The following is a 24,512-nucleotide window of genomic DNA, read 5'->3' on the forward strand; positions in this document are numbered from 1 at the left end:
TGTTGCGGCATGGTTCCGTCACCGTGCTGGCGCGACAATACCCCCATGACCGACCGTATCCCCCTGCTGCTGCTGCCTGGCCTGCTCAACGACGCTGAGCTGTGGCGCTCACAGTTGGCTGATCTTGCCGACATCGCCGATTGCACGGTAGGCGACCAGACCCGTGGCGAAACCCTGCAGGCGGTGGCCGAGGACGTGCTGGCACAGGCGCCGGAGCGCTTTGCGTTGGCCGGGTTCTCGCTGGGCGGTTTCGTCGCCCAGCAGATCCTGCGCATCGCACCGGAACGCGTGCTGCAGCTGGCGTTGATCGATTCCTCGATCCACGCCGATTCACCGGAACGTGCCGAGCAGCGCCGCAGCCAGCGCGCCAGCGTGCGCCTGCCCGGCAGGTTCCATGGCTTTGGTGATGCGCTGATGCGCAGCTACATCGATGCCTCGCGGCTGGACGATTACGTGCTGGTGCAACGCGTGCGCGACATGACCGCTCGCCTGGGCGCGGAAGTATTCTTGCGCCAGAGCGCACTGGAACGCCGTGATGGCCATGATGTGCTGGCTGGTTATCGCGATCCGCTGCTGATCGTGTGCGGCGCCAACGATCGCATCACGCCGCTGGCGGTGAGCGAGGAAATGCACGCCCTGGTGCCGCACTCGCAGCTGGTGGTGGTGCCGGACTGCGGGCACCTGGCACCGATGGAAAAGCCGGATGAGGTCAGTGCGGCAATGCGAGGCTGGTTGTTGCAGACCTGATGGATCCGCCGGGCATGGCCCGGCGCTACCCACGCGTATCCGGTAGCGCCGGGCCATGCCCGGCGGCCGCTCTTCAATCCCAGGCCGGCGCAATGCCTTCCGGATTGGCCAGGCGGTGCCCACGATCCAGCTTGGCGATCTGCGCCATGTCTTCGTCGGTCAGGCGGATCGCTGCCGCTTCCAGGTTGCTGGCCAGGTTCTCGCGCTTGGTCGAGGACGGAATGACCGAGAAGCCCTGCTGCAGCGCCCAGGCCAGCGCGATCTGCGCCGGAGTGGCCTGGTGGCGGCCGGCAATGGCCTGGATCACCGGGTCCTTGACCACCTCGCCATAGGCCAGGCTCATGTAGGCGGTGACGTGGATGCCGTTATCCTGCAGGAACTTCACCAGCAGGCGGTTCTGCAGGTAGGGATGGATCTCGATCTGGTTGGTGGCGATGGCATCGGCGCCAAGGATCTCGATGGCCTTGCGGGTCTGGGCGATGGTGAAGTTGGAGATGCCGATCGCCTTCGTCAGGCCCTGTGCCTTGGCCTCGGCCAGCGCCGGCAGGTACTCCTCCATCGGCACGTCGACCTTGTCGTTCGGCGACGGCCAGTGGATCAGCGTCAGGTCCACATGATCGGTACGCAGCTTTTCCAGACTGGTATGCAGGCTGGCCAGCAGCGCTTCCCGCTTGAACGCGGTGATCCAGACCTTGGTGGTCAGGTAGATCTCTTCGCGCGGCACGCCGGAATCGGCGATGGCCTGGCCGACCTCGGCTTCATTGCCGTAGATCTGCGCGGTATCGATGGCGCGGTAGCCGGCATCCAGCGCGTTGCGCACCGAGTCGATCACGGTCTGGTCTTTCAGGCGGAAGGTACCGAGACCGAAGGCGGGGACAGTCATGGGGGCTCCAGCAGAGGGGGAGGGAGGCGGGAATATCCACGAAAGGGTAGGCCAGCGGCCGTGTGCATGCCGGCAACGGTGCATTGCATCGACGCGTACGACGGCAGGTGGTGGTGGGTGCGGACCGTTGGTCCGCGCTGTTCATGCCGCCACCCATGCAGCGTTGGGAGCTGGCGGGCAGCGGCCGGCACTCCCCCTGTCTGCGCTCCACGGTAGTGCCGGCCGCTGGCCGGCAACCGGATCAATCAGGCCGCGCGCATCAGCGCGTCCTTCGCTGCGGCGGTGGTCGACAGGTCGAACACATCCACCGCGTCGATCAGGCGGTTCGCCTGCTGTTCCAGGCTGCGCGCGGCGGCGCTGGCTTCCTCCACCAACGCGGCATTCTGCTGGGTGGTGCCGTCCATCTGGATCACGGTCTGGCTGACCTGTTCGATGCCCGCGCTCTGCTCCTGCGAGGCGGCGGAGATCTCGGCCATGATGTCAGTGACGCGCTGCACCGACGCCACGATCTCGGCCATGGTGTCACCGGCCTCGCGCACGCGCCGTGCACCGTGGCCGACCTGTTCCACCGACGCTTCGATCAACGCCTTGATCTCCTTCGCGGCTGCCGCCGAACGCTGTGCCAGGGTGCGCACTTCGCTGGCAACCACCGCGAAGCCGCGGCCCTGCTCGCCGGCGCGTGCCGCTTCCACCGCGGCGTTCAGCGCCAGGATGTTGGTCTGGAAGGCGATGCCGTCGATCACGCTGATGATCTCGGCGATCTGCCGCGACGAGGTTTCGATGGCATCCATCGTTGCCACCACCTGGCCGACCACGCTGCCGCCGTGAGAGGCAACGGTGTGCGCGCCGATCGCCAGCTGGTTGGCCTGGCGCGCATGCTCTGCGTTCTGGCGCACGGTGGAGGTCAGTTCCTCCATCGATGCCGCCGTCTCTTCCAGGTTGGCGGCCTGCTGTTCGGTACGGCGCGACAGATCGTTGTTGCCGGCGGCGATCTCCGCCGCCGCCGTGTGGATGTTGCCGGAGGCGTGCTTGATGTCGGTGACGATGGTTGCCAGCTGCGTAGCGGTGGTGTTGGCGTCGCCGGCGATACGCGCGAACACGCCCTGGAAATCACCGTGCATGCGCGCGCCGAGGCGGCCATCGGCAATCGCGCGCAGCATGCTGGAGACCTCGCCGAGGTTCAGTTCAGTGGTCTGCATCAATCGGTTCAAGCCGTCGACCATTGCGCGGAAATCATGCTCGAAGCGTGCGCTGTCGCCGCGCTGGCTGAAGTCACCGGCGGCGGCGGCTTCGGCCAGGCGGCGGATCTCGCCGTTGATCATGCCGAGATTGGCCTTGGCCGTATCCAATGCGTTGGTGATCACGGCCTTTTCGCCGGGCAGGCGTTCCATGTCCTGGCTGAGGTCACCGACGGCATAGCGGCCCATGATCGAGATCGCGCGCATCTTCACCTGGATGTGCGCGTCAACCAGCGTGTTGCAGTCGGCCACCATGGTGCCGAACGCGCCCGGGAACGCACTGGCCTCCATGCGATGGCTGATGCTGCCGGCGTCATGCGCCTGCGCCATCGTCGCCTGTGCGTCCAGTACGCCGCGCAGCGTGGACTGCACCGCCTGCATCGCCTGCGCGAGGCGACCGATCTCGTCGCGGCTGCGCACCTGCACCACGTGCTGCAGATCACCGGCGGCCACGGCACGCGCAGCGGCTTCCACTGCCAGCACCGGCTGCACCACCGCGCGCCGCAGCCACCAGGCCAGGCCCATCAGCAGCAACACGGCGGCCAGCACGGTCAGCGCCGCGCACAGCAGCAGGGTCTGCCGGGCCTGCTGCGACCGCGCCGCTACGGTTGCTTCGGCCACCTGCGTGGCATGCGTGCTCAGCGCATCCAGTGCGGTCGCCACCGGGCGGTCCTTGCCACGCACCAGATTGTCGCCGGCGGCGGGATCGTAGCCGGCCGCGGCAAATGCCTGCAGCGCCGCGTGATAGTCCTGCTGCAGCTGCGCGTGCAGGCCAACGAACGCCTGCGCCAGTTCACGCGTGCGCGCGTCCGGGCTGGTCACCAGGCCCTTGGCCAGCCGTTCGACCAGGCGGCCTTCGTTGTCGAAAGCGTCCAGGTGGCGCTGACGCAACGCGTCGTCGTGGCCGCGGAGCAGCACGTTCTTCCATTCCTGCACCTGGCCGCGGAACTCACGCTGCAGGCGTTCAGCGTCGCGGCTGTGCGTGACTTCGGGCGGAACCTCGGTGGACAACTTGAACCAGGCGGAGGCCAGGCCAGCCAGCGCGCACAGCAGGACCACGGCCAAGCCAACAGACACCGCGCCGAGCAGCTTGGACTGCAGGCGCGGAGCACGGACAGACGCATTCATGGGGAAGCACTCTCGGGAAGGGGCATTGCGGTATCGACCCGCCAAGCTCCCGCTGAAGTGCGACATAAATCACATTAGCGTTTCGTTTAGTGATGTGAAGGAACTGTTTCATAGGACAAATGTGTCCGTATGGAACAAATGTGGACCCTGGACAGGGGATATAAATGTAACTATCGTAGTTACATGAAGACCGCGAACCCGCTCTCCGACGCCCTTCACGTGATGGCGCATCTGGTCGGCCAGGACGGCCCGCGCACCTCCGAGCAGCTGGCGTCCTGCCTGCCGACCCATCCGGTGGTGATCCGCCGTCTGCTGGCGCAGCTGCACAGGGCGGGCCTGGTTCGCAGCGCCCGTGGCCATGGCGGTGGCAGCCACCTGGCCCGTGATGCTGCAACGATCACCCTGCATGACATCTATCTGGCTGTGGGCGCACCACCGCTGGTGCAGGTCGGCGCCCGCGACTCCGGCGGTGGCTGCCCGATCCAGCGGCTGGTCAACAGCGCCTTGCTCGATGGGGCGCGCGAAGCGCAGCGCCTGCTCGAAGCGCGGCTGCAGGCGACCACGCTGGACCAGCTTGGCGCCGACTTCGCCCGCCATCTCGCCCATCACCGTTCCCTGGAAGGTCATCATGAATCCTGATGTGCTCATCGTCGGCGGCAGCTATGCCGGCATTGCCGCCGGCCTGATCCTCGCCCGCGCCCGTCGCCCGGTCACCGTCATCGATGCCGGTTCACCGCGCAACCGTTTCGCCGGCCATTCGCACGGCGTGCTGGGGCTGGATGGCATCAGCGGCGCCGAGCTGCTGAAGACCGCGCGACAGCAGCTGCTGGACTACCCCACAGTGCGTTGGGTGCATGCCGAAGCCGTGCAGGCCACCGCCCGCGCCGAAGGCGTGGAAGTGCGTACCGCCGATGGCCAGGTGCTGGCCGCGCGCAAGCTGCTGCTGGCCAGCGGCATCGCCGACCAGTTGCCGGCGTTGCCGGGCCTCGCCGAGCGCTGGGGCAGCACCGTGCTGCACTGCCCGTACTGTCATGGCTATGAAGTGGGTGGTGGTGCCATTGGCCTGCTTGGCGGTCATCCGATGTCCGCCAGCAAGGCGCCGCTGTTCGCCGACTGGGGCAATGTCACGTTCTTCAGCATGGGACTGGACATCACGGATGAGGAACGCGCCGCCATGCAGCAGCGCGGCGTGCAGATCGAGACATCACCCGTGCTGGGCGTGCAGGGCGACCAGCCGACCTGGCTGGAAGTGGAGCTGGCCGACGGCCGCCGAATCGCCCAGCGTGCCTTGTTCGTGCCGGCCGCCCAGGTGATGGCCACGCCATTGGTGCAGCAGCTGGGCTGCACGTTGGTCGAGAGCCCGCTGGGCGTGCTGATCGAGGTCGATGCGATGAAGCAGACCTCGGTGCCGAACGTGTATGCCGCAGGCGATGCGACGACGGTCGGCAACATCACCCTGGCCATGGCCGAAGGCGTGCGCGCGGGCATCGGCGTGCACCACGCGCTGGTGGCCGAAGACAGCATCGCGCGCTGAACGTTGCACAGGTAGAGGCCGACCTTGGTCGGCGCTGTTCCATCCACGCATGGCGTGGATCTACTGCAATCGGGTGCGGTGGGTGCCGGCCTTGGCCGGCACCGCTCCGTTACCCCTTCACGCACAACACCTGGCGCAGGGTGTGCACCACGTCGACCAGGTCCAGCTGCGCGGCCATCACATCGTCGATCGACTTGTACGCGGCCGGTGACTCGTCCAGCACGCCGCTGTCCTTGCGGCATTCCACGTGCGCGGTGGCCTCGCGATGCTGGGCCAGCGTGATCTGCTGGCGCGCGGCGCCACGGCTCATCACCCGGCCGGCACCGTGGCTGCAGCTGTGGAAGCTGTCCGCGTTGCCCTTGCCACGCACGATGTAGCTGCGCGTGCCCATGCTGCCGGGAATGATGCCCAGCTCACCCTCGCGAGCGCTGACGGCCCCCTTCCGGGTCACCAGCAGCTCCTGCCCGTGGTGCGTTTCCTTCTGTACATAGTTGTGGTGGCAGTTCACCGCCATTGCCGCCAGCTGGAACTTCGGCAGCCGGTGGCGCATCTCGGCCAGCACGCGCGACATCATCGCCTCGCGGTTCTGCCGGGCGTAGTCCTGCGCCCACGACACGGCTTCGACGTAGTCATCGAACAGCGGCTCGCCTTCCATGAAGAACGCCAGGTCCTTGTCCGGCAGGTGGAAGCCCAGCACGCGCCGGGCCAGTTCCTCGCGCGCCTTCTCGATGAAGTAGGTACCGATCAGGTTGCCGGTGCCGCGCGAGCCGCTGTGCAGCATCACCCACACCGTATCCGTCTCGTCCAGGCACAGTTCGATGAAGTGGTTGCCGCCGCCCAGCGTACCCAGCTGGCGGTCCAGCTTATCGGTGCGGATCCTGCGGTGCTTGTCCTTGATCTTCTCCAGGCCGTCGGCCAGCCCGGACTGCACCAGCCGCGTGTGGATGCTGTCGGGCATGCGGTGATGCTCGCCGCCGCGCCCGTTGCCGACCGGAATGCTGCGCTCGATGCTGTTGCGCAGCTGCCGCAGGTCGTCGGGCAGGTCGTTGGCGCGCAGCGTGGTGCGCACCGCCGCCATGCCGCAGCCGATGTCAACGCCGACCGCGGCCGGGATGATCGCACCGCGGGTCGGGATCACCGAGCCGACGGTCGCGCCCTTGCCCAGGTGCACGTCCGGCATCACGGCCACCCACGGCCCGACGAACGGGATCGCGGCGATGTTGCGCAGCTGCTCATGCGCCTGCGCTTCCAGCGGCACACCGTTGACCCAGCCCTTGATCGGCGTGGTGCCCTCGACGTGCAGCCATTGATAGTTGTGTTGAGTGTCCATGTCTTCGTGTATGTCCTTGATGGGCCGGCGGCGCGTCCCTGCGCCGCCGCTACCCCCTACCTGATCGTCACCAGCTGCTTCAGCACGCCATCCAGGCCGCCGAACACGGTGAGCGTGTCGATCTTCTCGGTGACCTTCTCCAGTGCCTCCAGCTCCTTCAAGCGCATCAGCACCGGGTTGTCCTCGATCAGCTTTGCGGTGTTGAGCTGTGATCGCGTGGCGTTGGCCTCCTCGCGGCGACGGATCACGCTGGCCTGGGCCTGCTTCTCGGCCAGCACCACGCCGTTGAGGATCTCCTTCATCTCGCCCGGCAGGATCACGTCCTTGATGCCGACGCTGAGCAACCGCACGCCGTGGCCCTCGATTGCCGCCTGCACATGTGAGGCGATCTCGCCGTCCAGCGCCGCCTTGTCACCCAGCAGCTCATCCAGGCTGCGCACGGCAATCGCCTGGCGCAGGCCGAACTGCAGCTGCCGATAGATGAACTCATCGGCATTGCTGAGCGTGCGGTGTGCACGCACCGGGTCGACCACCTGCACGGTCGCGGCCAGGTTCACCCGCAGGGTCACCTTGTCGCGGCTGAGCAGCTCCTGGCCGGACACGTCCAGTGAACGTGCACGCAGTTCCACACGCTCCACCGACACGTTGCCGTTGAAGTTCCAGAACGCGTGCAGGCCGGCATCCAGCGTCTGCCGCAGCGTGCCGTCGATGAACAGCAGGCCCACCGACTCGCTCGGCACGGTGCTGATCACCGCCACACGCGGCAGCACGCCCAACTGGCCCAGGCGCTGCTGCACGTCCGCCGGAATGCGCGGATCGTCACCCAGCGCCATGACGCGTACCTGGGTGTCGACCGAACCGCGCCAGTACAGACGGCGGCTGCCCGGCGGCAGCACTTCATCGATGCGGCCGTTGCGCAGCAACAGGCCGACCTCGCCGGCGCCGACGTTGGCCAGCACGAAGTGCGTGTCCAGCTGTGCGCCCAGCGCTTCGATCAGGCTGTCCTGGTCGCTGCCGGTGTAGGCCGCGCCCTTCGATGCGTTGTGGAGGTCCACGTGCGGCCGGCCGCCGAACGGCGACAGGCGGTGCACGCCCGGCAGCAGGATCTGCTGGAAACGACGGTTGCGATACACCAGGCCGCGCTCGCCGTCGCCGATCACGACCTTGATGGTCCAGAACATGGGAGTCTCTCCTTGTATGGCTCTGGTGGTTCGACCCGTTGCGGATGAATCGCCATGACCCGGGTCGATCAGGTCGTGGCGCGGCCGCCTGCACACCGCGTGCAGGCAGCGGAAGAGGGCGGCCATCGGCGGACGGTCCGCGCGCGGAGCCTTCGGCGCACCGGCAGTGCTGCCATCGTCGTTCCCGGCAGGCAGCACCGGTGCGGAACGTGGCTGGCAGTGGCGGCGGGCCGGAGCCCGGCGTGCGCTCCGTTGCCTTCCACGTTCCTGCCCGAAGGCGATGTCCGTGGATGGCGACGATGGCCGCTGGGGCTTGCGCCCCGGGTGTTGCTTCAAGTCATGACGTGACAGGTCATGTGGTTGGAGTGGGAGTCGAACCCACGACAGACGGAATCAGGATCCGTTGCTCTGACCAAGCTGAGCTATCCAGTTGGGGACCGCGCGGAATCGAACCGCGTACCGGCGAACCGGCGCCTGCCTCCAGCAGGCGATCCAGGCGATGGCATGTCCGCGACCTCCGGCATACGCCACGGCAACGCCGCGCGCACCAGCCCGTGGTGGAAACGGGACCGTTGGAGAATCGAGGGTGCAGGCCACCGACATTATCGGCGAGCGATAATGTTTGGGTGCGATGCAGATAATGTCCAGGCGCTGCCGGTCGCGCGAAGTAAATCCTTCGGCGGGGCAGGAAAGGCCTGGGTCAGTGAGCGGCGGGTTGCCGCGCGGGGTGCAGTTCTGGCATCGCGGGTCCTTGTGCCGACGCAAAAAAAACGCCCCCGGGACTTGCGTTCCGAGGGCGTCGTCAGGCCTCGGAGATCGGGGTGGCCGATCTCCGCAGGGCGGATATCAGGCCGTTGTAAGCTGGTCTTCCTTGCCGAACGCGCGCGCCAGCACGTCCATGCGCAGGCATGGCAGCAGTTTGGCGGTGGCGACGGAATGCGCGTTCAAGGGAAGTTTCCAGTGGTTGTTGAAACGAGGTGCGCACGATAAACCACGATTTAGTCGCGCGCAACCAATTTGTTCAATTATTTTCTTCGGTATGCGTGCAATGCCGGCCAGCGGCCGGCACTACCGGCCCTCAGGCTTCCGCGCTGGCGGCATCCAGCTGCGCGACATCCTGCACGCTCAGCGATACGTTGGCTACTGCCAGCAGATCGTGCAGTTGTTCGACGCTGGTGGCGCTGACGATCGGTGCGGTGATTGACGGCCGTGCGATCTGCCAGGCCAGTGCGATCTGCGCAGCGCTGGCGCCGTGCTTGCTGGCCACGTCATCCAGCGCCTGCAGGATGCGCAGGCCGCGCGGATTCAGATAGCGCTTCACCACCGTTTCGCCACGTGCCGGGCTCTTGGCTGCATCGGCCGGCGTGCGGTACTTGCCGCTGAGGAAGCCACTGGCCAGCGCGTAGTAGCCGATCACGCCGATCTGTTCGCGCTGCACCAGCGGTTCCAGTTCCTTTTCGTAGCCGGCGCGGTCATACAGGTTGTACTCCGGCTGCAGGGTTTCGTAACGCGGCAGTTTGTAGTCGGTGGACACCTTCAGCGCATCGGCCAGGCGCGTAGCGCTGTAGTTGGAGGCGCCGATCGCACGCACCTTGCCGGCTTCGATCAACCGGCCGAACGCGGCCAGGGTCGCTTCCAGCGGCGTCGACTCGTCATCCTCGTGGGCCTGGTACAGGTCGATCACGTCGGTCTGCAGGCGGCGCAGCGAATCCTCGACCGCGGCATTGATGTTGTCCGGGGTCAGGCCGGGGCGTTCGGCCCACTTGGCCACCTTGGTTGCCAGCACCACCTTGTCGCGCTTTCCGCTGCGGGCAAACCACTTGCCGATCAGCGTCTCCGATTCGCCGCCGGCATTGCCGGGCACCCAGGCCGAGTACACATCGGCGGTGTCGACCAGGTTGAAGCCGGCATCGACGAAGGCATCGAGCAGGGCGAAGCTGGCCTTTTCATCGGCGCTCCAGCCGAACACGTTGCCACCGAAGGCGAGCGGACGTACATGCAGGCCGGAACGGCCCAGTTCGCGGGTTGCCGTCATGGGCACGGACTCCTTGGGGGAAGTGCTGCAGAATAGAACGCGTAGTGTGACCGTGCTGCGGCGGTGACCACAAAACAGTGTTCCGCGCCGCGCACGCCGCTAACGTTTTGTGAACACCTGGGACGCCGCGGCTGCTAGTCTCGCCGCATCTTCCGCTGGAGTCGCTCCGATGATGCCTGCTTCGTCCCTGCGTGGTTGCCGCCTGCTGCTTGCTTCGGCCCTGCTTGCCGCCGTTCCCGCGTTCGCCGCACCGTCCACGGTGGCGCCGGCGAAGATCCAGGTCTCACCGGCCATCGATGCGGCGGTGAAGGCGTCGACCCGTGATGCCAACAACGTCAAGCGCGATGGCTTCCGTCATCCGGCGCAGACGCTGTCGTTCTTCAAGGTGGCACCGGAAAAGACCGTCATCGAGATCACCCCCGGCAACGGCTGGTACTCGGAGATCCTGGCGCCGCTGTTGCACGACAAGGGCCACTACGTTGCTGCGGTGGTCGATCCGATGGCGGTGCCCGAAGGCCGCGGCCGTGACTACCAGCAACGCAGCCGCGACAGCCTGGAGAAGAAGTACGCCGGTGCGCCGGCACAGTTCGGCAAGACTGCCGTGGTCGCCTACGATCCGGCCAAGCCGGTGTTCGGCCCGGCCAATTCAGCCGATGTGGTGCTGACCTTCCGCAACGTGCACAACTGGCGCAAGGCCGGCCAGGCGCAGGGCATGTTCCAGGGCTTCTTCAACGTGCTCAAGCCGGGCGGCGTGCTGGGCGTGGTCGAGCATCGTGCCAAGGCCGACGTAGCCGACGATGATGACACCGGCTATGTCGGCCAGCAGCAGGTGATCGCGATGGCCGAGGCGGCTGGTTTCAAGCTGGATGCACGCAGCGAGGTCAACGCCAACCCGCGCGACACCAAGGACCACCCGAACGGCGTGTGGACGCTGCCGCCGACCAACCAGCACGACAAGGCCGATGATGCGAAGTACCAGGCGATCGGTGAAAGCGACCGCATGACCCTGCGCTTCATCAAGCCGTAGCGGGCGGCGCCGGGCTGCGCCCGGTGAGCGCTGCGGCGTCACAATGGACGTAACGTGTATCCGCCGGGCGTGGCCCGGCCCTGCTGCCAATGGAGTGGACAGTTGAAGAAGGTGTTCTATATCGCTGTTGCAGTGCTGGTGTTGGCGCGGCTGATTGACTTCGTGTTCTACGGTGGCCATGCCTACGACCTGGTGGCGACCGTGGGGTTTGCCGTGCTGTTTGCCGGTGCGCTGCTGGAGGAGCGTGCGCGTGCCATGAATCCGCCGCCGGTTCGCCTGCGGCGCCGGGCCAATGTCATCGCGGCGTGCGGCATCGCACTGGTGCTGGGCTCTTTCCTGCTTGAGTGGAAGGTCTTCGGTTGATCGCGCCGCAGCCTCGGCCGGCGTGATGCCCGGCAGCACCGGGGCCGCGCTCGGCCGAGGTTGCGCGGCATGGGACAATGCTGCACCTGCTGCCCGTCGTGCCCGCAATGCTGATCGCCTTCAACAAGCCCTTCAACGTGCTCTGCCAGTTCACCGACCGCAGCGTACCGCCGCGGCCGACGCTGGCCGGGTTCGGCCTGCCGCCGCGCGTGTATGCCGCCGGTCGCCTGGACCATGACAGCGAAGGCCTGCTGCTGCTGACGGATAACGGTACGCTGGCGCACAAGCTGACCGACCCCAGGCATAAGGCCGACAAGACCTACTGGGTGCAGGTGGAAGGCACGCCCAGCGATGAGCAGCTGCAACGGCTGCGCGATGGGGTGGAGCTGAATGACGGACCGACCTTGCCGGCGAAGATCGAGCGCCTCGATCCGGCGCCGTCGCTGTGGACACGCGATCCGCCGGTGCGCTTCCGCAAGACCGTGCCCGACAGTTGGCTGGCGATCACGATCCGCGAGGGCCGCAACCGCCAGGTGCGGCGGATGACCGCGGCGGTGAACCTGCCGACGCTGCGGCTGGTCCGCGTGTCGATGGGACCCTACCGCCTGGACGACCTGCAGCCGGGGCAGTGGCGGCAGATCGGCTGAAACAGGAAGGGCCGGATACCCTACGGTATCCGGCCCTCATAGCGGGCTGATGGGCTCAGTTCCTGCGGAAGGAAGCCGACCCCGGCAGACTCAGGCGTCGCTGCCGATATCGCTGTGCTCGTCCACCACGGTGTCGTTGCGGCGGTCACGCGCATTGATGCGCTGCGCCTGGCCATTCACCACGTGGCCGTTGGCGGCCTTCTTCTTCTGCTGCTTGCGGTACAGCGCATAGCCGAGCAGGCCGACACCCACCGCAGCGGCGGCAATGGTCACCGCCGGGTTGCGCCGGGCGAACTTGGTGGCCACCTTGCCACCGGTCTTGACGGCGCCCAGCGCCGCGCCGGTCTTGATCCAGTCACTGGCCTGCGGCCCAAGGTGGCGCAGGCTGCCACCGGCACTCTTCAGGCCGTCGCCGGCGCTGTGGGCCAGGTCCAGGGCGCGCTCCAGAGCGCGGTCGGTGATTACGGTCAGCTTGCTCATGCGGGGGTCCTTTGCCTCGGGTCGAAGTCCAGTGTCGCGTGTTGCCCGTAAACGGTATGTCAGTCGAGGTGGCACGCGGTGTGACTTTACCGCAGCCATTCAGGATCAGGCAGGGTCCGGCTACGTCCCGCGCGGCTTGGCCCGATGCGTGGCCGTGGCCGTCCATGGGTCATCCGGCCACGGATGGCGCGGGTAACGGCCCTTCATCTCCTTTTTCACTTCGGCGTAGGTGCTTTCCCAGAAGTTGCGCAGATCCTGGGTGACCTGCAGCGGGCGGCCGCCGGGGGAGAGCAGGTGCAGGGTCAGCGGCACGCGGCCATCGGCGATGCGCGGCGTGTCGGCCAGGCCGAACAGTTCCTGCAGCTTCACCGCCAGCACCGGCGGCAGCGGTTCGCCGCTCTCGCTGTCCAGTGCGTAGGTGATCGGCCGCTCCAACCCGGAGGGCACGGTGATGCGGGTCGGTGCATGACGCTCGACCAGCTGCCGTTGTGGCCACTCCAGTGGCGATTTCAGCGCTTCGCCGAAGCTGGATTCGTCCAGCGCATCCAGTCGCGTCTTGCCGGCGAACGCGGGCTGCAGCCACTGCGCGCGATTGGCCAGCAGGGCGTCGTCGCTGCAGTCGGGCAGGCCGAGCTCGGGCATCCAGCGCCGCAGCGATTCCACCCGTGCCTGCCACTGGCGCAGGCCCTCGGTCCACGGCAGCGCCCGCAGGCCGAGCTCGGCCACCGCATCGGTCAGCGCCTGCGCGGCGTGCTGCGGATCGACCCGGCCGGCCGAGCGGCTGTCCAGCACGATCCGGTCGAAACGGGTCTCGCGCAGCGCCACCAGGGCGCGTCGCTCGCTGTCCCAGCGCACCACGTCTTCGGTGACGAAGCGCTCCGGCCATGCCTTGCGCAGCTGGCCTTCATCCACCGGTGCGGCACGCAGCAACAACGCATCGCGCGCTTCGAAGCGCAGTTCGCTGGCCACGAGCCACGGCTCGCCGCGCAGGTCGCTCAGCTCGTGCAGGCGCGCGCTGCGGCCATTGGCCAGGAGGTAGCGCAATGGATCGCTGGGATGCTGGACGCCAATCCGGTCTGGGAAGGCGTGCGCGAGCAGGTCGCCCAGCTCATGGGCCTCGATGCTGGCCGGCGGCGTGGCTTCGCAGCGCAGGCGGCGACGCCAATGCCTGGCGGCGGCATCGATGGCGGCCAGCCCGCTGCGGTTGGCATCGCCCGGTATGCGGCCATTGCGGAACGCAGCCAGTGCGCGCCAGCGGCTCGCCAGCGCGTCACCGCCCTGGCGCAGCGGGTCGCGCGCTTCCAGCAGGGCGGCCAGATCGGTGGCCAGCGCCTGCGCGCGGGCATCGGGCGCTGCCAGCAGCATCGCCGCCATCCGCGGGTGCGTACCCAGCGCCAGTACACGGCGCCCGAGTGCGGTGATCGCGCCCGAGTCCGACAGTGCACCCAGGCGTTGCAGCAGTTCGCGCGCCGCACCCATCGGGCCGGCCGGTGGCGGGTCGAGGAAGCGCAGGTCGCTGCTGCCCCACGCGGCCAGTTCCAGCGCCAGTCCGGCCAGTTCCACCTGGTCGATCTCGGCACGGCGCTGCGGCTCCAATCGCTGCGACTGCGGCCACAGCCGCCAGGCCACGCCTTCGGCCACGCGACCGGCGCGACCGGCGCGCTGGTCGGCCGACGCCTGGGCGATGGACACCACGTCCAGCCGGGTGAAGCCGCTGTTGGGGTCGTAGCGCGGTTCGCGCGCCTGGCCGCTGTCGATCACCACGCGCACGCCGGGCAGGGTCACCGACGACTCGGCCACGTTGGTCGCCAGCACCACGCGACGGCGGCCATCGCTGGCCATCTGCAGCACGCGCGCCTGTTGTTCCACCGGCAGCTCGCCATGCAACGCCAGCACCTCGACGTTGCCATCGAGTGACTCCTGCAGGCCGGCCTGGACGCGCGCGATCTCGCGCTGGCCGGGCAGGAACACCAGCAGGTCACCGGGGTGATCGGCCAGGGCCTGCTGCACCGCGCGGCGCACCTGCAGTTCCAGCGTCTCATCGCGGCGCGCCGGGAAATGGCTGACCGTCACCGGGTAGCTGCGGCCCTCGCTGCTCAGCCGCGGCGCATCGAGGAAGCGTGCCAGGCGCTCGCCATCCAGCGTGGCCGACATCACTACCAGGCGCAGGTCATCGCGCAGCTGCGCCTGCACGTCCAGCGCCAGCGCCAGGCCGAGGTCACCGCTGAGATGGCGCTCGTGGAATTCGTCGAACAGGATCGCGCCGACCTCTTCCAGCATCGTGTCCTCCTGCAGCATGCGGGTCAGGATGCCTTCGGTGACGACTTCAATGCGCGTACGCGCCGAAACCTTGTTCTCGAAGCGGATACGGTAGCCGACCGTGCCACCGACCTCCTCGCCCAGCTGCCGTGCCATGAACAGCGCGGCGCTGCGTGCGGCGACCCGGCGCGGCTCCAGCAGGATGATTTTCCGGCCTTGCAGCCATGACGCTTCGAGCAGGGCCAGTGGTACCTGGGTGGTCTTGCCGGCGCCGGGCGGGGCTTCCAGCACCAGCCGTGGCTGCACGGCCAGGTGCTGCTGGATCTGCGGCAGCAGCGGGGAAATCGGGAAGAGCGGGGCGTTCATGTGCAAAGGATAAGGGGCCACGGCGGGCGCAGGTACAATGCGCGGGCACTTTTCCCCCGCGATGACCATGCACCTGATCGATATCGGCGCCAACCTGACCCACGATTCCTTCGACCGCGACCGTGACGCCGTGCTGGACCGCGCGCGCCAGGCCGGCGTGGTGCAGATGGTCATCACCGGCGCCAGCCGCGAGCACTCGCCGTTGGCGGTGCAGCTGGCCCAGCAGCACCCGGGCTTCCTGTACGCGACGGCCGGCGTGCACCCGCATCACGCGGTGGAGTACACCGAGGAATGTGATGCCGAGATGCGCGCGCTGCATGACCACCCGGAAGTGGTGGCCGTGGGTGAGTGCGGGCTGGACTACTTCCGTGACTTCTCGCCGCGCCCGGCGCAGCACCGTGCCTTCGAGCGACAGCTGCAGCTGGCCGCTGAGAATGGAAAGCCGCTGTTCCTGCACCAACGCGAAGCGCATACCGATTTCATGGCACAGATGAAGAACTTCGAAGGCCGCATCGGCCCGGCGGTGGTGCATTGCTTCACCGGCGAACGCGACGAACTGTTCGACTACCTGGATCAGGACTGGTACATCGGCATCACCGGCTGGCTGTGTGACGAGCGCCGTGGCGCGCACCTGCGCGAACTGGTGAAGAACATCCCGGCCAACCGCCTGATGATCGAGACCGACGCACCGTACCTGCTGCCGCGCACGCTGAAGCCGATGCCGAAGGACCGCCGCAACGAACCGATGTTCCTCTCGCATATCGTGGAAGAACTGGCACGTGACCGTGGCGAGGACGTTGCAGTGACGGCGGCCAATGCGACTGCGGCGACGCGTGCGTTCTTCCGCCTGCCCAACGCCGGTTGATCCGTAGAGCCGAGCCCATGCTCGGCTTATCGCGCGCAGCGCGAAAGACGCAAAGAGCAGCCGAGCATGGGCTCGGCTCTACAAAGCGCTGTCCGGTAGCGCCGGGCCATGCCCGGCGAGCGAAGCGGCCAGCGCCTGCAGCCCTTCCCGATACGTTGGAAACCGCGGTGCCCACCCCAGCGCTTCACGCGTGCCACGGCTGTCGATGCGCTTGTTGCTCTCGTAGAAGCGCCGTAGCGTCGGGCTGAGTGCAGGGTCGTCCCACGCCACGGCAGGTGGCATCGCAAACCCGCCCAGCTTCGCGGCGAAGGCCAGCACATCCTGCGGTGGTGCCGGCTCGTCATCGCTGGGCAGGTATATCCCCTGCGCAACCGGTCGCTGCATCGCCGCGACGATCACTGCCGCAAGATCCTCTACGTGCAGGCGGTTGAACGCCAGGCCCGGCCGAATCACATGGCGGGCACGGCCCTGTGACAGCTGCAGCAACGCATTGCGCCCCGGCCCGTACAGGCCGGGCAGGCGGAACACCGCCGAAGCGATGCCACGTACCTCTGCAAGCGCACGCCATTGCGCTTCGGCACGCAGGCGCTGCACGCCGGCTGCTTCGGTGGCATCGGCTGCGCTGCGCTCGTCAACCCAGCCGCCGGCCCGATCGGCATACACCGACGTGGACGACAGATAGCCCAGCCATCGCAGTGCCGGGCTGGCCCGCAGAGCCGGCAGCAGCAGGCGCAGTGCCGGGTCGCCCGCGGCATCTGGCGGCACGCTGCACAGCACGGCCTCGGCCTGCGCGACCTCATCGAGCAGGGCGGGCGACGGTGGGGAGTCAGCGTGCAGCTGATGCCGCAGCAGGCCATCGTCGGGCGCCGACGAGGGGTTACGCACCGTGCCGACGACGTGCACGCCCCGCGCCTGCAGATGCGGGGCCAGCACGCATCCGCTCCAGCCCATACCGAGGATCAGCACCCGCATAGGCAGCGCGCTGGCCTGCAACGGGAGGCTCACGCGCCGCGCAGTGCCTGGTAGGCCTGCAGGCTGCTGTAGGCGACCTGCAGCAGCAGGGCTTCCTGGTCGGCCTTGCGTGCACGCGCCAGCATGTCGCCGACGATCTGCTCGGCCTCGACCTGCTGGCCAGCCTCCAGGTCCCGCAGCATCGATGCCTTCAATGCAGAGCCGGCCTGGGTGAGGGTGCCGCGCGCGGTGTCCTGCGCGGCATCGGGAATCGGCTCACCGGCAGCTTCGGCCACGGCCAGGCACTCGTCGTACAGGCCACGTACGATCGCCTCGCCATCATCGGTGGCGACGATGGTGCCGATATCCGCACGCAGCAGGCAGGTCGCGGCGGCCAGCGCGGTCAGGAAGGTGTACTTGATCCACTGTTCCTGGCCGATGTGTTCGCTCGCCAGGTGATCAAGATGGGCCTGCGCGCAGACAGCGGCGAAGGCACGCACGCGTGCGGACGCCGCGCCGCCATCGCGCTCGCCGAAGGTGAGCTTGGCCGGCTTGCCCAGGTGCAGCACCGCACCGTCGGGGGCCTTGGTGGCGCTGATGAAGCACAGGCCGCCGAGCACGGCGTCGCGGCCGAAGCGCAGGTCCAGCGCGTTGTAGTGGTGCAGGCCGTTGAGGATCGGCAGCACGGCGGTGTTCGCACCCACGGCTGGAGCAATGGCGTCGATCGAGCTGTCGAGGTCGTAGGCCTTGCAGCTGAGGATGACCAGATCGAACGGCTTCTGCGCGGCCAATGCGGGCAGTGCATCAGCGGTGACATGCTGTACGGGGAAGCTGGCATCGCCGAGCGGGCTGCGGATCACCAGGCCGTCGCGGTCCAGCTGGGCGGCGCGCGCGGGGCGCACGAGGAAGGTCACGTCCACGCCGGCCTGGGCCAGGCGACCACCGAAGTAACCGCCGGTACCGCCGGCGCCGAGGATCAGGATGCGCATTGCACGTTCACCGCTTTCTGGGGGAATCAGATCTGCGATTGTGCCGGAGATTGCGGGCAAAAAAGAGCCGAGCATCGGCTTGGCTCTACAGAGATCGCTTCATCCACGCATGGCTTGGATCCATCGTGTCGACCAAGGTCGACACCTACCAACAGCAGCGCAGAACGGCTCCCCGGCAGATCGCAGGAATTTGTCGAAGGCGGGGTGGGTCCGGTTGCGGGGGCGTGAGCGCCATGGATGGCGCGACCGAGCCTCCATGGACGGATTCACGGCGTCCCCCGCAACCGGACCCACCCCGCCATCCCCCGGATAGTCAGCTTTTGCCGTTGAAGTTGACGTTGACGTTGATTCAGCGGGTGCAGGGCCGCAGGCCCTGCAGGCAAAACTCAGCTGCGCATGCCCACGCCACGGCGCAGCAGCCACAGCGCCAGCGCCGTCAGCACCACCACGAAACCGATCATCAGACCGTAGGCCACCGGCAGCGGTACATCGCTGCTGCCCAACAGGCCATAGCGGAACGCGTTGACCATGTAGAAGATCGGGTTGGCGTGCGTGGCCGCCTCGGCCCAGCCCGGCAGCAGCTTCACCGAATAGAACACGCCACCCAGATAGGTCAGCGGGGTCAGGATGAAGGTCGGCACGATCGCCACGTCATCGAACTTCTTCGCATACACCGCGTTGATGAAACCGGCCAGCGAGAAGATCGTCGCGCCCAGGATCACCGTGGTCAGCATCACCAGCGGGTGCGGGATGCGCACCGGGGTGAAGAACATCGCGATGATCAGCACGATCACGCCCACCATCAGGCCGCGCAGCACCGCGCCAGCCACATAGCCCCACAGGATCACCCAGTTCGGCATCGGGCTGACCAGCAGCTCTTCGACGTGGCGGCCGAATTTGGCGCCGAAAAACGAGGAGCTGATGTTGCCGTAGCTGTTCTGGATCACGCTCATCATCACCAGGCCCGGCACGATGAACTGCATGTAGGTGTAGCCGCCCATGTCACCCACGCGCGACCCGATCAGGTTGCCGAAGATGAGGAAGTACAGGGTCATGGTGATCGCCGGCGGCACCAGGGTCTGGCCCCAGATGCGCATGATGCGGGCGACTTCGCGGCGCACGATGGTCATCAGCGCGATGCGGTTGCGCTGGCCGTCGGTCAGCTCGGTGGTGCTCATGCGGGCTTCTCCATGTTGCCGGTGAGGCGCACGAACAGCTCCTCCAGGCGGTTGCTCTTGGTACGCATCGAACGCACGCGGATACCGGACGCGTTGAGCGTCGCAAACACGCGGTTGAGGTCCATCGCGCGTGGCATATCGATGTCCAGCGTGTGCGGGTCCGGGGCGGTCAGCGTCGCGCCCTCGATCACCGGCAGCTGCGCCGGCAGGTCACCGTCGATGTCCAGCAGGAAGCCTTCCACGTCCAGCTTGGCCAGCAGGGTGCGCATCGGCCCCTGTTCGACGATCTGGCCATGGTTGATGATCGCCAGGTGGCGGCACAGGTACTCGGCCTCTTCCAGGTAGTGCGTGGTGAGGATGATCGTGGTGCCGGCACCGTTGATCTCCTTCAGCACGCGCCACATGTCGCGGCGGATCTCGATGTCCACGCCGGCGGTCGGTTCGTCCAGGATCAGCAGGCGCGGGCGGGTCATCATCGCGCGGGCGATCATCAGCCGGCGCTTCATGCCGCCGGACAGTGTGCGGCTCATCACCTGTGCCTTTTCCCACAGGTGCGCGCGCTTCAGTTCCTCTTCGGCGCGCTGCTCGGCTTCCTCGCGCGGCACGCCATAGAAGCCGGCGTAGTTCACCAGGATGTCGAAGGGCTTCTCGAACAGGTTGAAGTTGATTTCCTGAGGCACCAGCCCGATCAGGCGCATGGTCGCGCTGCGGTTGCGCACCAGGTCGCTGCCGAACACCTCCACCTGGCCCTCGCTGAGGTTGACCAGGGAGCTGATGATGCCGATCAGGGTCGACTTGCCGGCCCCGTTGGGGCCGAGCAGGGCGAAGAAGTCGCCCGGGGCCACTTCCAGGGAAACGCCCTTCAGGGCCTGGGTGCCGTTGTCGTAGGTCTTGCGCAGGTCGCGCACGCGCAGGGCGGGCGCCGTATCGTTCTGGGATGCCAAGCTCGAAGCCTTCGCGCCCATGGGCTGGCGCTGGAGAGGGGCGGGGAGGGGCTATTATAGAAGACCCCGAGGGCTTGCCCCGGCTACACACTGTCCCGAAAAGTCGTGCCTGTTCAATTCCCCCTCAAGCTGGTCGGCTGCCGCATGCTGGCCCCGACCGTCGGCCACTACCAGTTCGTGCGTGATGATGGACAGCCACTGGATTTCCAGCCCGGCCAGTTCATCCAGGTCCATTTCAGCTACGCCGACGGCACCGAAACCAAGCGCAGCTACTCGCTGGCGACCATCCACGACCATGCGCTGGGCCCGGGCGAGGCGGTGGACATCGCGGTCAGTTTCGTGCCCGGTGGTGCTGCCACGGCCCTGTTCGAGGCACTGGAGCCGGGCGGCCAGATCAGTGCGTCCGGCCCCTATGGCCGGTTCTGCCTGAATCCCGGTGACCACAACGCCCGTTACCTGCTGATCGCCACCGGTACCGGCGTTACCCCGTACCGTTCCATGCTGCCGCTGCTGGAAAAGGCCATGGCCGAACGCGATGTGCAGATCGTGCTGCTGCAGGGCGCGCGCAGCCCGGGCGAGCTGCTGTACAGCGAAGATTTCTACAGCTTCGCCGAAAAGCACGCGAACTTCCGCTATGTTCCGTGCCTGTCGCGCGAATTGCCGGCCGAACCGCACCCGGATGTACAGCACGGCTACGTGCAGCAGGCGCTGGCCGGTTTCACGCCGGACCCGGCCACCGACATCGCCTACCTGTGCGGCAACCCGGACATGGTCGATGCCTGCGCCGAGCTGCTGAAGGCCGCCGGCCTGGGCAACCCGCAGATCCGCCGCGAGAAGTACGTCAGCAGCAAGTAAGCCAGGGTAGTGCCGGCCGCTGGCCGGCAACCCCACGAACCCTGGTAATGCCGGCCGCTGGCCGGCAATCCCGCAAATCGGAGGCGGCATCACGCCGCCCCCGGTGCCATGCCTCAGTACGCGATCCAGGCATCACGCCAGGCAAAGCCGGTGCCTGGGCGATAGGCATCGGCGTTGATGTTGCACCACGCACCTTCCGGGAACGGGCGGCAGGCGTACAGCTTGCCGTCGGTGCCCTTCACCACGGTCTCGCCTGGCTTGTAGCTGCCGAGGCCTGCCGGATACACGAAGTCGAAATCGCCACCCGGCGGATCGACCGGATCGACCGGGCCCGGACCCGGAATCTGGGTTTCCAGTTCAAAGCGATGACCCGGCTTCAGGTAGACACGGTTCTCGGTGGCGGACGCCACCGGCGTGATCACGCCGTTCTTCATCACGCCGACGCGGGCGTGCTGGGCGCTGCCATTGACCTTGCTGGCCAGCGCCATCGGCCACTGCGCCGGAGCGGTCTGGCCGGCGGCCAGGGTCACTTCCGGGCGCTCCAGATCGTTGCCGTTGGCATTGAACACGCGCAGGGTCAGCGTGGTGCCTGCCTCCAGCGCACCGCGGGCGGTGACCGGGCCGGCATCCTGCCACTGCGGCGGCGGAATCACGCCGTTGCCGCCTTCGAAGCGGACATCCATGCAGGTGTAGAACGCTTCACCCGAATCCGAACGCTGCCAGGTGTTGTAGATGATGTGCTGGCCACTGCGCTTGGGCAGCGGGCAGTCCAGCTTGTAGGTCTTGCCGTCCACCGGCACGTTGCCCAGTGTGCAGAATTCCTGCAGGTCGGCCCAGCGCAGCGGGCTGCCCGGCTGCCAGCCATCACGGGTGACATAGAACTTCCACTCGCGGGTGGCATGCGGGGCCGGGGCATAGAACTCAAAGGTGTAGCGGCCACGCGCGTCGGCGCGGATTGGTGTGGTCGGCCAGTCGGTACGGTTCAGGTCAAGGCCGCGGTACTTGGGAATGCTGGCACTGCACAGTTCGCCATCGCGCACCAGTTCGCGATGGTTGCCATTGGCATTGCCGTGGGCAATCGCGCTCCAGTCGTAGAACGGCTGCGCGCCGCCAATGGCCTTGGCTGCGGCACAGGCCGGGTTGGTCGGGTTTTCCGGATTGCCCTCGTGGCACTGCTTCACGCGGCTGAGCGGCTTGGTCATGGTGCCGTGGGCGAAGGCGCTGCCGGACAAGGCCAGGCCGGCGACGACGGACAGTGCGAAGACTGCCCGATGGGACAGGTGCATGCAGAGACTCCTTTGCGAGGTGTGGGAAACCTCAAGGAGTCTTCACATGCAGATGCGCCGGCAACATCGGACAAGTTTGAAATCGATGGCGGCTGTGTTCGATCTGCAACACGGTGCTTACTGTGCCGTCATCCGGGCGAAAGGCGGTGCATTGTGCACCGCCTCCCGCATCACTGCCTCAGTACGCGATCCACGCATCGCGCCAGGCCGCGCCCACGCCCGGCCGGTAGGCCTCGGCATTGACGTTGCACCATGCACCCTCCGGGAACGGACGGCAGGCGTACAGCTTGCCGTCGGTGCCCTTCACCACGGTCTGGCCCGGCACATAGCCGCCGATACCGGCCGGGTACACATGGTCGAAATCACCGCCCGGCGACGGCGTGCCCGGGTCCGGCACCTTCGTGTCGAGCTGGAAGCGGTTGCCATCCTTCAGGTACACGCGGTTGGCGGTGGCCGAGGCCGTCGGCGTGATTGCACCATTGGCCAGCACGCCCACGCGCGCATGCTGGGCACTGGCATTGACCTTGCGGGCCAGCGCCAAGGGCCATTGCGCGGCCGAGGTCTGGCCGCTGGCCAGCGTCGCTTCCACACGTTCGACATCGTTGCCGCTGGCATTGAACACGCGCAGTGCCAGCGTCGTACCGACCGGCAATTCACCGCGGGCGGTGACCGGGCCGGCATCCTGCCATTGCGGTGCCGGCGTCGTACCACCGCCGCCGCCTTCAAAGCGCACGTCCATGCAGGTGTAGAACGCCTCGGTCGAATCCGAGCGCTGCCAGGTGTTGTAGATCACATGCTGGCCGGTGCGCTGCGGCAGCGTGCACTGCAGCTTGTAGGTGCCATCGGCGGAGAGCGGTGTATTGCCCAGCGTGCAGAACTCCTGCAGGTCGGCCCAGCGCAACGGGCTGCCCGGTTGCCAGCCGTCGCGGGTGACGAAGAAGCGCCAGTCGCGCGTGGCGTGCGGCGCGGTTGCCTTGAACACGAAGGTGAACCTGCCATTGGCATCGGCGTGGATCGGCGTGGTCTGCCAGTCACTGCGGTTCACGTCCAGGCCGCGGAAGGTCGGGTTGTTGCCGCTGCACAGCTTGCCGTCGGGCACCACGGCCTGATGGTTGCCGTTGGCGTTGGCCTGGTTGATGCCGTTCCAGTCGTAGAACGCCTGTGAACCGCCAATCGCTTTTGCAGCGGCACAGGCCGGGTTGGTCGGATTCTCGGGATTGCCCTGGAAGCAGGCATAGACGCGGCTGACCGGCGTGGTCATCGTGCCGTGGGCGAACGCGTTGCCGGCCAGGCACAGGCCCGCAGCGGCGAACGAGGCGGCCAGCAACAGCGGTGTGGGTCGGAATGACATGGCGCATCCTTGTGGTCGTCGAAAGGGAACGGTGACCGCAGGCGCTGCGCTGGGCGGCGGACTTTCGGCGGCACCAGGGCGAGTATCGAGTCGCACTGCAGGCGGCGGAACCATCGCAGTGCCGATCCGTGACTGCGCATGTGAAGCCCTTCCCGCAGGCTTCACGCAGGGCTGAACGGATGCGCTGGACGTCACGTGACCGGCGTGGCATCGATCACGTCATGGAGATCACGCGACGCAGTCCCGGTACCCACCCGATCTGCCTGGCACGAGAAACAGCCATGCGCGGCGTTGTGCAGCTGGACGAACGCCACCGACGGGTCGGCAAACAGCGCATCCAGATGGCCGCCCACCTCGGTGCCCGCACAGACCTGGGCACCGCACATCAGCGCGGCGTGGTCATAGGCACGCATCGAGATCATCCGGCGCTGCACATACGGGGGCACCTCGCCCGGCGGCAGGACGCAACGGGTCACGCCGCGCTGCACGAAGATCGGGCCGGCGGCGCGGTACGGCGAATGCAGCGGCAGGTGGGCGTGGGACAGCAGGAGCAGCTCGCTGCCAGGCGCGGGATCGCTCAGGCTGATCCGGCAGGGATGTCCGCCGCTGGCGCCGACCCAGCGACGCTGGATGCCGAGCGCAGCGAGCGCGCAGTCGCTCATCTCGAACAGGTGCAGGAAGGGGCGATGGTCGATGCCACCGAGGTACCACGTGTGCATGGGTGTCTCCTGGGTCTGCGGCGGATTCTGCGCGTGCGCCGGCGGCCGTGCTCGCCGTTTTCAGACCCCGCATCGCCGTCAGGCCGGGGCACTGGCCCGTGGGGCGCTGCGGGTCGCCGCCGATGCCGCCCTGTGCCGACCAAGGCCGAGGGGCAG

General features: G+C 67.3%; 22 protein-coding genes and 1 tRNA gene. 8 read left to right on the plus strand and 15 right to left on the minus strand.

All coding sequences use genetic code 11. The annotated features are described in order from the left end of the window. Window positions 1–45: 45 nt before the first annotated feature. Complete coding sequence (locus AC5P7R_RS13275; protein WP_227853727.1) at window positions 46–747, plus strand: alpha/beta fold hydrolase; 702 nt, start codon at window positions 46–48, stop codon at window positions 745–747. 73 nt (window positions 748–820) lie between these two features. Here AC5P7R_RS13275 and dkgB read toward each other — a convergent pair whose 3' ends face one another. Then, window positions 821–1,630: a 2,5-didehydrogluconate reductase DkgB gene (gene dkgB, locus AC5P7R_RS13280; RefSeq protein WP_478434309.1), complete on the minus strand. Its 810-nt coding sequence runs from the start codon at window positions 1,628–1,630 to the stop codon at window positions 821–823. A 245-nt stretch (window positions 1,631–1,875) separates the two neighbouring features. Beyond that, the gene (locus tag AC5P7R_RS13285; protein ID WP_134730890.1) at window positions 1,876–3,996 is read right to left on the minus strand and encodes a methyl-accepting chemotaxis protein; all 2,121 of its coding nucleotides are present in this window, start codon (window positions 3,994–3,996) and stop codon (window positions 1,876–1,878) included. 183 nt (window positions 3,997–4,179) lie between these two features. Here AC5P7R_RS13285 and AC5P7R_RS13290 point away from each other — a divergent pair, with 183 nt between their 5' ends. Next, the gene (locus tag AC5P7R_RS13290; protein ID WP_021203480.1) at window positions 4,180–4,635 is read left to right on the plus strand and encodes an Rrf2 family transcriptional regulator; all 456 of its coding nucleotides are present in this window, start codon (window positions 4,180–4,182) and stop codon (window positions 4,633–4,635) included. Continuing rightward, window positions 4,625–5,530, plus strand: a complete 906-nt coding sequence (locus AC5P7R_RS13295) for an NAD(P)/FAD-dependent oxidoreductase (protein WP_021203479.1) — start codon at window positions 4,625–4,627, stop codon at window positions 5,528–5,530. Before AC5P7R_RS13290 ends, AC5P7R_RS13295 begins: the two co-directional genes overlap by 11 nt. Before the next feature lie 109 nt (window positions 5,531–5,639). Here the strand turns inward: AC5P7R_RS13295 and AC5P7R_RS13300 are convergent, their stop codons facing one another. The 4 genes from AC5P7R_RS13300 to AC5P7R_RS13315 all read right to left on the minus strand — a co-directional run bounded on the left by AC5P7R_RS13300 (window position 5,640) and on the right by AC5P7R_RS13315 (window position 10,076). Then, complete coding sequence (locus AC5P7R_RS13300) at window positions 5,640–6,860, minus strand: RtcB family protein (RefSeq protein ID WP_019661691.1); 1,221 nt, start codon at window positions 6,858–6,860, stop codon at window positions 5,640–5,642. Between the two features lie 56 nt (window positions 6,861–6,916). Further along, a complete protein-coding gene (locus AC5P7R_RS13305; RefSeq protein ID WP_227853729.1) occupies window positions 6,917–8,041 on the minus strand; it encodes a slipin family protein in 1,125 nt (374 codons plus the stop codon). 357 nt (window positions 8,042–8,398) lie between these two features. Next, a tRNA-Gln gene (locus AC5P7R_RS13310) sits at window positions 8,399–8,470 on the minus strand. A gap of 649 nt (window positions 8,471–9,119) precedes the next feature. Then, the gene (locus AC5P7R_RS13315; RefSeq protein WP_329858797.1) at window positions 9,120–10,076 is read right to left on the minus strand and encodes an aldo/keto reductase; all 957 of its coding nucleotides are present in this window, start codon (window positions 10,074–10,076) and stop codon (window positions 9,120–9,122) included. A 169-nt stretch (window positions 10,077–10,245) separates the two neighbouring features. Between AC5P7R_RS13315 and AC5P7R_RS13320 the strand changes: the two genes are divergently transcribed. The 3 genes from AC5P7R_RS13320 to AC5P7R_RS13330 all read left to right on the plus strand — a co-directional run bounded on the left by AC5P7R_RS13320 (window position 10,246) and on the right by AC5P7R_RS13330 (window position 12,113). Then, window positions 10,246–11,103: a class I SAM-dependent methyltransferase gene (locus AC5P7R_RS13320; protein WP_019661688.1), complete on the plus strand. Its 858-nt coding sequence runs from the start codon at window positions 10,246–10,248 to the stop codon at window positions 11,101–11,103. Between the two features lie 111 nt (window positions 11,104–11,214). Next, on the plus strand, window positions 11,215–11,466 hold the full coding sequence (locus AC5P7R_RS13325) for a hypothetical protein (protein ID WP_224329425.1): 252 nt from the start codon (window positions 11,215–11,217) through the stop codon (window positions 11,464–11,466). A 107-nt stretch (window positions 11,467–11,573) separates the two neighbouring features. Continuing rightward, a complete protein-coding gene (locus AC5P7R_RS13330) occupies window positions 11,574–12,113 on the plus strand; it encodes a pseudouridine synthase (RefSeq protein ID WP_026347220.1) in 540 nt (179 codons plus the stop codon). Window positions 12,114–12,203: 90 nt separating this feature from the next. Here AC5P7R_RS13330 and AC5P7R_RS13335 read toward each other — a convergent pair whose 3' ends face one another. Together AC5P7R_RS13335 and hrpB are read right to left on the minus strand one after the other, a co-directional pair. Then, window positions 12,204–12,593, minus strand: coding sequence for a hypothetical protein (locus AC5P7R_RS13335; protein WP_019661686.1), 390 nt, complete (start codon window positions 12,591–12,593; stop codon window positions 12,204–12,206). A gap of 120 nt (window positions 12,594–12,713) precedes the next feature. Beyond that, the gene (gene hrpB / locus AC5P7R_RS13340; RefSeq protein ID WP_478436101.1) at window positions 12,714–15,218 is read right to left on the minus strand and encodes an ATP-dependent helicase HrpB; all 2,505 of its coding nucleotides are present in this window, start codon (window positions 15,216–15,218) and stop codon (window positions 12,714–12,716) included. A gap of 67 nt (window positions 15,219–15,285) precedes the next feature. Between hrpB and AC5P7R_RS13345 the strand changes: the two genes are divergently transcribed. Continuing rightward, window positions 15,286–16,083 carry a TatD family hydrolase gene (locus AC5P7R_RS13345; protein WP_478436099.1) on the plus strand — a complete coding sequence of 266 codons (798 nt, stop codon included), beginning with the start codon at window positions 15,286–15,288 and terminating at the stop codon, window positions 16,081–16,083. A 78-nt stretch (window positions 16,084–16,161) separates the two neighbouring features. Here AC5P7R_RS13345 and AC5P7R_RS13350 read toward each other — a convergent pair whose 3' ends face one another. The 4 genes from AC5P7R_RS13350 to AC5P7R_RS13365 all read right to left on the minus strand — a co-directional run bounded on the left by AC5P7R_RS13350 (window position 16,162) and on the right by AC5P7R_RS13365 (window position 20,166). Further along, window positions 16,162–17,055, minus strand: a complete 894-nt coding sequence (locus tag AC5P7R_RS13350; protein WP_180832799.1) for a Rossmann-fold NAD(P)-binding domain-containing protein — start codon at window positions 17,053–17,055, stop codon at window positions 16,162–16,164. Between the two features lie 29 nt (window positions 17,056–17,084). Beyond that, entirely contained in the window at window positions 17,085–18,023 is a 939-nt protein-coding gene (gene panE / locus AC5P7R_RS13355; protein WP_021202554.1) for a 2-dehydropantoate 2-reductase, read from the minus strand. A 386-nt stretch (window positions 18,024–18,409) separates the two neighbouring features. Next, window positions 18,410–19,201: an ABC transporter permease gene (locus AC5P7R_RS13360; protein WP_005411568.1), complete on the minus strand. Its 792-nt coding sequence runs from the start codon at window positions 19,199–19,201 to the stop codon at window positions 18,410–18,412. Further along, window positions 19,198–20,166 (minus strand): ABC transporter ATP-binding protein, encoded by a 969-nt coding sequence (locus AC5P7R_RS13365; protein WP_019661681.1) that lies wholly within the window; start codon window positions 20,164–20,166, stop codon window positions 19,198–19,200. The genes AC5P7R_RS13360 and AC5P7R_RS13365 overlap by 4 nt, the downstream gene beginning before the upstream one ends. Window positions 20,167–20,250: 84 nt before the next feature. On the opposite strand from AC5P7R_RS13365, the gene AC5P7R_RS13370 reads away from it, so the two are divergent. Next, window positions 20,251–21,000: a ferredoxin--NADP reductase gene (locus tag AC5P7R_RS13370; protein ID WP_019661680.1), complete on the plus strand. Its 750-nt coding sequence runs from the start codon at window positions 20,251–20,253 to the stop codon at window positions 20,998–21,000. A gap of 113 nt (window positions 21,001–21,113) precedes the next feature. Here the strand turns inward: AC5P7R_RS13370 and AC5P7R_RS13375 are convergent, their stop codons facing one another. The 3 genes from AC5P7R_RS13375 to AC5P7R_RS13385 all read right to left on the minus strand — a co-directional run bounded on the left by AC5P7R_RS13375 (window position 21,114) and on the right by AC5P7R_RS13385 (window position 24,356). Beyond that, a complete protein-coding gene (locus tag AC5P7R_RS13375; RefSeq protein ID WP_111103948.1) occupies window positions 21,114–22,286 on the minus strand; it encodes a lytic polysaccharide monooxygenase in 1,173 nt (390 codons plus the stop codon). A gap of 178 nt (window positions 22,287–22,464) precedes the next feature. Further along, window positions 22,465–23,637 carry a lytic polysaccharide monooxygenase auxiliary activity family 9 protein gene (locus AC5P7R_RS13380; protein WP_495213943.1) on the minus strand — a complete coding sequence of 391 codons (1,173 nt, stop codon included), beginning with the start codon at window positions 23,635–23,637 and terminating at the stop codon, window positions 22,465–22,467. Window positions 23,638–23,828: 191 nt separating this feature from the next. Then, complete coding sequence (locus AC5P7R_RS13385; protein ID WP_021203316.1) at window positions 23,829–24,356, minus strand: DUF1203 domain-containing protein; 528 nt, start codon at window positions 24,354–24,356, stop codon at window positions 23,829–23,831. Window positions 24,357–24,512 lie beyond the last annotated feature (156 nt).

This window comes from Stenotrophomonas sp. YJH_SMC_27, from assembly GCF_059369815.1.